6 protein-coding genes and 1 pseudogene are annotated in these 6,195 nt (G+C 69.2%); 4 read left to right on the forward strand and 3 right to left on the reverse strand.

Annotated features, from left to right (window positions below):
* Positions 1 to 1,072 (reverse strand): annotated as a pseudogene (locus GBZ26_RS25780) (DUF4139 domain-containing protein); the annotation flags it as partial.
* Positions 1,073 to 1,329: 257 nt separating this feature from the next.
* Between GBZ26_RS25780 and GBZ26_RS25785 the strand changes: the two are divergent.
* On the forward strand, positions 1,330 to 1,743 hold the full coding sequence (locus tag GBZ26_RS25785) for a Rid family hydrolase (protein WP_174441287.1): 414 nt from the start codon (positions 1,330 to 1,332) through the stop codon (positions 1,741 to 1,743).
* Between the two features lie 18 nt (positions 1,744 to 1,761).
* On the opposite strand, the gene GBZ26_RS25790 is transcribed toward GBZ26_RS25785, so the two are convergent.
* The gene (locus GBZ26_RS25790) at positions 1,762 to 1,947 is read right to left on the reverse strand and encodes a hypothetical protein (RefSeq protein WP_145705490.1); all 186 of its coding nucleotides are present in this window, start codon (positions 1,945 to 1,947) and stop codon (positions 1,762 to 1,764) included.
* A gap of 230 nt (positions 1,948 to 2,177) precedes the next feature.
* On the opposite strand from GBZ26_RS25790, the gene GBZ26_RS25795 reads away from it, so the two are divergent.
* The 3 genes from GBZ26_RS25795 to GBZ26_RS25805 all read left to right on the forward strand — a co-directional run bounded on the left by GBZ26_RS25795 (position 2,178) and on the right by GBZ26_RS25805 (position 4,742).
* Positions 2,178 to 2,891 (forward strand): response regulator, encoded by a 714-nt coding sequence (locus GBZ26_RS25795; RefSeq protein WP_109072303.1) that lies wholly within the window; start codon positions 2,178 to 2,180, stop codon positions 2,889 to 2,891.
* Between the two features lie 139 nt (positions 2,892 to 3,030).
* A complete protein-coding gene (locus tag GBZ26_RS25800) occupies positions 3,031 to 3,633 on the forward strand; it encodes a 2-hydroxychromene-2-carboxylate isomerase (protein ID WP_137107160.1) in 603 nt (200 codons plus the stop codon).
* Between the two features lie 122 nt (positions 3,634 to 3,755).
* The gene (locus tag GBZ26_RS25805) at positions 3,756 to 4,742 is read left to right on the forward strand and encodes a potassium channel family protein (RefSeq protein ID WP_174441288.1); all 987 of its coding nucleotides are present in this window, start codon (positions 3,756 to 3,758) and stop codon (positions 4,740 to 4,742) included.
* A 6-nt stretch (positions 4,743 to 4,748) separates the two neighbouring features.
* Here the strand turns inward: GBZ26_RS25805 and ccoG are convergent.
* The coding region (gene ccoG / locus GBZ26_RS25810; protein ID WP_174441289.1) for a cytochrome c oxidase accessory protein CcoG at positions 4,749 to 6,195 on the reverse strand (1,447 nt) is incomplete at its 5' end.

A 6,195-nucleotide genomic window follows, 5' to 3' on the forward strand; every position in this document is an offset into this window, starting at 1 on the left:
CGCGAGCGTCGGCGGTGTATAAGAGACGGGCCATGGCGGTCGGGGCGCCGGACTCGGCGGCGGCACGGGAGCGGACGGCCGAATCCTGCGCCTTCGCCATCACGTCGGCGGCTACGGCGCCCTCGTCGGGGGGCGGCAGGACGCGGCCCAGCACCTCCACCGGCACCTCCGGACGGTTCACGAAATAGGCGGAGTAGAGCGCCTGCCGGAAGGTGACCGGGTTGCCCGACGCCACCGACAGCTCCACCCCCTTCCAGTCGTCGCCGCTGAGATTCTCCAGCACGGCCCAGCCCTGTAGGTCGCCCGTGCCGCCCTCGGTCCCCTTCGCCGATCCGGGCGCCGATTCGGGCAGGGTCAGGCGGTAGGTCGCCTTCCACAGCGGGGCGGCCACCACATAGGCGACGCGCACGGTGCGCTCGGCGCCCGCGTCCGCCTGCGGGGCGGTGGTGCGGATGGTCAGGCGCCGCCGCTCCTTGCCCGCCGCACCGGCGACGGCGGCCAGCGCGGAGTCGAGCTGCGCCTGCACCCGCGGGTCGGCGAAGCGCAGGGAATCGGTTTCCTCCAGGACGAGCTGGCGCAGCCCCTCCGCCGTCATCAGGCTGACGCGGTTGCGGGTGACGGTGCCGCCGCCGTTGGGAAGCTGGGTGTATTCCTCCGTCACCGAGAGGAGCCGGCCCGACACCGCGCGGGAGCCGCTGGTCTGCACCTCCGCACCCTTCATCGCGTTCAGCAGGGCGGTGGGGGAGGCGAGATCCTGCGGCGTGAAGGGCAGCTCGCGGAAGGCGGTCTCCAGCGGTTCCTGCCCCGGCAGGTCCACCGTGCCGATGCCGCCGCGGTCGTCGTAGACCACGATGCTCTTCAGCACGTCGTCCACCTGGTCGCGGCGCACCTCCAGGGTCAGCGCCGCATCGCCGGAGACGCGCGCCTCATGCTCGAAATAGCCGACGCCGCCGGTGGACAGCAGCACCCGCTTCAGCGCCAGCGCTCCCGGCGGCTGGTCCGCCGCCAGGGCGGGCGCGGTCAGCAGCGGCACGGCGATGGTGAAGAGGGCGGCTTTCGTGATCCCGGACATGCGGGTTTCTCCCGTTATGGACGACAGGGCGTTCTTGGCCTGACGGACTGGACCCGACGGACCGAGGCCGGCTTTCTTGCCCGGCTTACGCTTTGATTTGGGAAAGAATTGGGCGGGCGGGAAGACGCGAACCGCGCCGACATGCCGCGGAGCCGCCGCGGGGCAGAGTTTGTGCGGGTTCGGCCCTCTGTGACATAAAGGCGCCAGGTCGGTTCTGCTGACTATAAAGTACACAAACAATAAGGGATGGAAGCGCCATGGATCTTCGCGGGAGCGGAGCTGAAGGGGTGGCCGGCGGCTGGTGGGGGGACGGCGCGCGTTCCGTCATGGCCGGCAGTGTGACCGGAGCCGCGGACGCTCCGGAACGGCGATGGGTGTTCGTGTCCGGCACTTCCGGTTTCGATGCGGAGCGCCGGACTATGGCCGGCGATGTGGAGGAGCAGGCGCGCCAGACCCTGCGCAACATCCGCCGGACCCTGACGCGGTCGCAGGCGGATTTGTCGGATGTGGTGCGGATGCGGGTCTATCTGGCCGATGCCGCCGACTTCCCTCGGGTTCAGCCGATCCTGGCGGAGGAATTCCGCGACCGCCCGCCCGTCGGCACGACCATGGTCTGCCCGCTGGCCGACCCGCGCATGAAGATCGAGATCGAGGTCACCGCGCGCTGTTGAGCCTTCCGCGTCTCCGGCTCATGGCTCGCCGACCAGCGTGCGCGCCGATTCGATGTGGCGGCGGGCCTCGGTCAGCAGCGCGCGGTGCTGGGCCAGCGCTTCGCGGATCGGCAGGCGGTTGTTGTAGACGCGCACCTCGTTCAGCAGGCGGTCGGCGCGGTCGAGATGGGCCATCCGTTCCAGGCACTGGTCGAGCACGAGCATCTTGATTCCCCTTCCGTGCGGGCTTTTGCCTTTCGCCTCGCGGCTGAGAGGAATAAACCAACCTGTGATGACCGGGTGATTTCAGGAAACCGGCTTTTTCGTTTCGATCGCACGGCAGGATGTTTCAGCCGATTCACCCATCGGTCGTGCGGCGAGTGCCTGTTACGGGCTTGTAACCGATTGCGTGCACCCATGGCGGTGAGCTATGAAGAGGACGGGAGGTAACGGCCATGCACATTCTCGCGGTCGATGACGATGAGCCGGTGCGCGAACTTCTGGAGTCCTATCTGGCTTCGGAAGGCTACCGCGTGACCACCGCACCGGACACGGCCGCGGCGAAGAAGGCGTTGGAGAGCGACTCCGTCGATCTGGTGGTCTGCGACCTGCGGCTGCCCGATGGCGACGGTCTGGGGCTGGTCCGCCAGATCCGCACCGAATCGCACATCCCCGTCATCATCCTGTCGTCAAAGGACCAGGATGTGGACCGCATCGTCGGGCTGGAGCTGGGCGCCGACGACTACCTGACCAAGCCGTTCAACCCGCGCGAATTATTGGCCCGCATCAAGGCCGTGTTGCGCCGCGTCTCCGGCGAGGGACGCCCGCCGCGCAGCCCCGACGACCTGCGCGCCGTGGTGCAGTTCGCCAATTGGGAGCTGGATCTGACCGCCCAGCGCCTGCGCAGCCAGGACGGGCGCGAGGTGGAGCTGACCAAGGCGGAGTTCGGCCTGCTCGCCGCCTTCGTGAAGCGCCCGCAGCGCGTGCTGACCCGTGACCAGCTGCTGGACCTGACCCGCGCCGATGGGGCGGAGGTGTTCGACCGCTCCATCGACGTGCTGATTCTGCGGCTGCGCCGCAAGATCGAGGCGAATCCGAAGGAGCCGCGGATCATCAAGACCGAGCGCGGCGCCGGCTATGTCTTCGACGCCAAGGTGAAGACGGTCTGATACCGAAAGCACATGGCGCAGCCATGTGCGAAAGGGTCATACGGCCGGCCGTATGAGTCCCGTCCGGCCGTCGGCGGCTGGACGGAACCTTCGGCGCGCGCTAGCCTTTCCGGAAAAGCAGAACCGGGAGGAACCGCGGATGGCCGACCCCATCGATTTCTACTTCGACTTCGCCTCGCCCTACGGCTATTTCGCCAGCCGCCGCATCGAGGATCTCGCTGCGGCGCATGGCCGCACCGTCACGTGGCGCCCGATCCTGCTCGGCGCCATCTTCAAGGTGACGGGGATGAAGCCGAACCTCCAGCAGCCGTTGCGCGGTGAGTATCTGGTCCATGACGTGGGCCGGATCGCCCGGCTGACCAACGCCCCCTTCACCTACCCCGACTCGGCCCCCGCCAACAGCGTCGCCGCGTCGCGCGCCTTCTACTGGCTGACCGACGAGCATCCCGAGCAGGCGAAGCTGCTGGCCCGCACCCTCTACCACGCCCATTGGGGGGAGGGGCGCGACATCGGCCCCGCCGAAACGGTGGTGGAGATCGCCGGCACGCTCGGCCACGACCGGGCGGCGGTGGCCGCGGCCCTCCAGGACCAGACCGTCAAGGACCGCCTGCGCGCCGAGAACGACGCGGCGGTGGACCGCGGTGTCTTCGGCTCCCCCTTCGTCATCGTCGACGACGAGCCCTTCTGGGGCTGGGACCGGCTGGACATGGTGGAGCGCTGGCTGAGCACGGGCGGCTGGTAGGCCCGCCGCCCGCCGCCCGTCGCCCACCGTCCGTCGCCCGTTGGGGGAGGGCGGTTGAAAGTCCTGCCATCGGGACCGGCCATGGCGCTATAAGGTGGGCACCACCGACAACCGGTTCGCTCATGGACCAGATCCTCCCCGACCGCCGCTCCAGCAAGGCCGCCGGCCCCGCCCATACGTCCCGGCCGCGCCCCCGCCGGTCCTGGCTGACCGGCGCGGTGCTGACCGCGCTGATGCAGGGGATGATCGCCCTGTCCATCCGCTCGGTGTCGGGCGATCTGGCCTTCGCCCTGCTGGGGTCGGTCGGCCTCGTCGTCGGGGCCTTCCACTACCTGTTTCCGGGGAGCCAGTTCTTCAGCCTGGCCCTGGCGAACTTCATCGGCGTCTACGCCTGCGTCTTCGTCTTCTTCCTGGAAAGCAACTTCCACAGCATCCCGTCGCACATCCAGGCCGCCGCCTTCGCGATTCCGCTGATCGCCTTCCTCGGGGGCGCCTGGTGGCGGGCCGACACGATCCGCAGCATCGTGATGTCGCGGCGCCTGCGCGACGGCGGGCATTTCGATCGCATCTTCCTGTGGATGGCCCCGGTCTGGGGAATCGGCGCGCTGACTTTCCTGCTGCCGGGGCGCGACGTGGCGCCGGAGATGCTGACGGCGATCTTCCTGCTGTCGATGACCGCCATCGGAGTCGTCGTCGCCCTCGTCGCCCGCGACATCGCCGTCTTCCTGCTCGACGCCGGGCTGCTGTTCGAGGGCTTCTTCCAGCAGGCGGCCCGGCTGGTGCTGCCGGCCTTCGCCTTCCTGACCTTCTATTCGCTGTGCATCATCATGTTCGGCGCCTTCTACACCATCCTCGACCGCTTCATGGTGGAGCCGAACTTCATCATCGACGGCGTGCGCCGCGACCTGACCTTTCCAGAGGGGCTGTACTTCTCGCTGGTCACCTTCGCCACGGTCGGCTACGGCGACATCCACCCGGTGACGGGGGCGGTGCGGCTGATCTGCGGGGTCGAGATCGTGATGGGCGTCCTGCTCCTGCTGTTCGGCTTCAGCGCCATCATCGGGCACACCGCCCCGCGGGACCGCCGCGACCGCGACGGTCCCCTCTGAGCCGCATCAGGGAGCCAGGAACACCGTCTCGGCCTGATGGACCACCCCGTCCGACAGACGGGTCAATGTGAGGGTCAGCGGCGTGGAGCCGGCCACCGCGGCGCCCGCCGGGGCGCGGACATGGACGCGGTGGGTCTGCACCGTGTCGGGTTCGGCGCCCAGCACCGGCGCCGCTCCAGCGGCAGCCCCGCCGGCCGCCGTCACCGTGGCGCCGCTGGGGCCGGAGACGGTCAGGCGGTAGCCCTGCGGGGCGCGGGTCATGTTGGAGATCTTGACCGTGTAGCTGTTCTGGATCGCGCCGTCGGACAGGGTGACGTAGAGCGGCGCCCGGTCGCGCAGGACGGAGACGTCCACCGTCGGCTCCAGCAGCACGCCGATGGTCATCATCCCGCCGACCACCAGCATCACCAGCGAATAGATGATGGTGCGCGGGCGGACCAGCCGGTAGGGCGCAGGCTTGCGGGCCACGGCCTTGGCCTCCTGGGCGGACTGGGTGTCGTAGCGGATCAGCCCGCCGGGGCGCCCGATTCGGCCCATCACGTCGTCGCAGGCGTCGATGCACAGGCCGCAGCTGATGCAGTCCATCTGCAGGCCGTCGCGGATGTCGATGCCGGTCGGGCAGACCTGGACGCAAGCCTTGCAGTCAATGCAGTCGCCCAGCCCCTCGGCGGAGCGCTCCGCCCAGCTCTGCTCCTTGCGCAGCGGCGCGCGGCCGTCGCCGCGCCAGTCCTGATAGGTGACGGTGAGGCTCTCATCGTCCAGCAGGGCGGCCTGGATGCGCGGCCAGGGGCAGACATAGACGCACATCTGCTCCCGCATGAAACCGGCCATGGCGTAGGTGCAGGCGGTCATGAACAGGATCCAGCCGGTCGCCACCGGCCCCGGCTGGAAGCGCAGCAGGTCCGCAACATAGCCCGGCGCGTCCACGAAGTAGAAGAGGGCGGAGGCCCCGGTCGCCAGGGCGATCAGCAGCCAGACCGCGTGCTTGGCCGTCTTCTTGGCCAGCCAGCCGGCATCGCGCGGACCCTTGTCCAGCCGGATGCGGGCGCCGCGGTCGCCCTCGATCCATTCCTCCACCTTTACGTAGAGGTCGGTCCACACCGTCTGCGGGCAGGTGTAGCCGCACCAGACGCGGCCGGCCAGCGCGGTCGCCAGGAACAGGCCGACCGCCGCGAGGATCATCGCTCCGGTCAGGTAGTAGATGTGCTGCGGCCAGAGTTCGAGGGCGAACAGATAGAAGCGCTGGCTGTCCAGATCGAACAGGATCGCCTGGTTCGGCAGGCCGGCCCCGCGATCCCAGCGCAGCCAGGGCAGCAGCATGAACAGCGCCAGCAGGCCCACCATCAGCGCCGATTTGATGCGGCGGAACCGGCCGCGCGCCGCCTTCGGGTAGATCTTCTGGTGCGGGGCATAGAAGGCGACCGGGGCCGAGGGGGACGGCGCGGCCGGTTCC

It is taken from the genome of Azospirillum formosense (assembly GCF_013340925.1).
In the GTDB taxonomy this organism is placed as follows: Bacteria; Pseudomonadota; Alphaproteobacteria; order Azospirillales; family Azospirillaceae; genus Azospirillum; species Azospirillum formosense.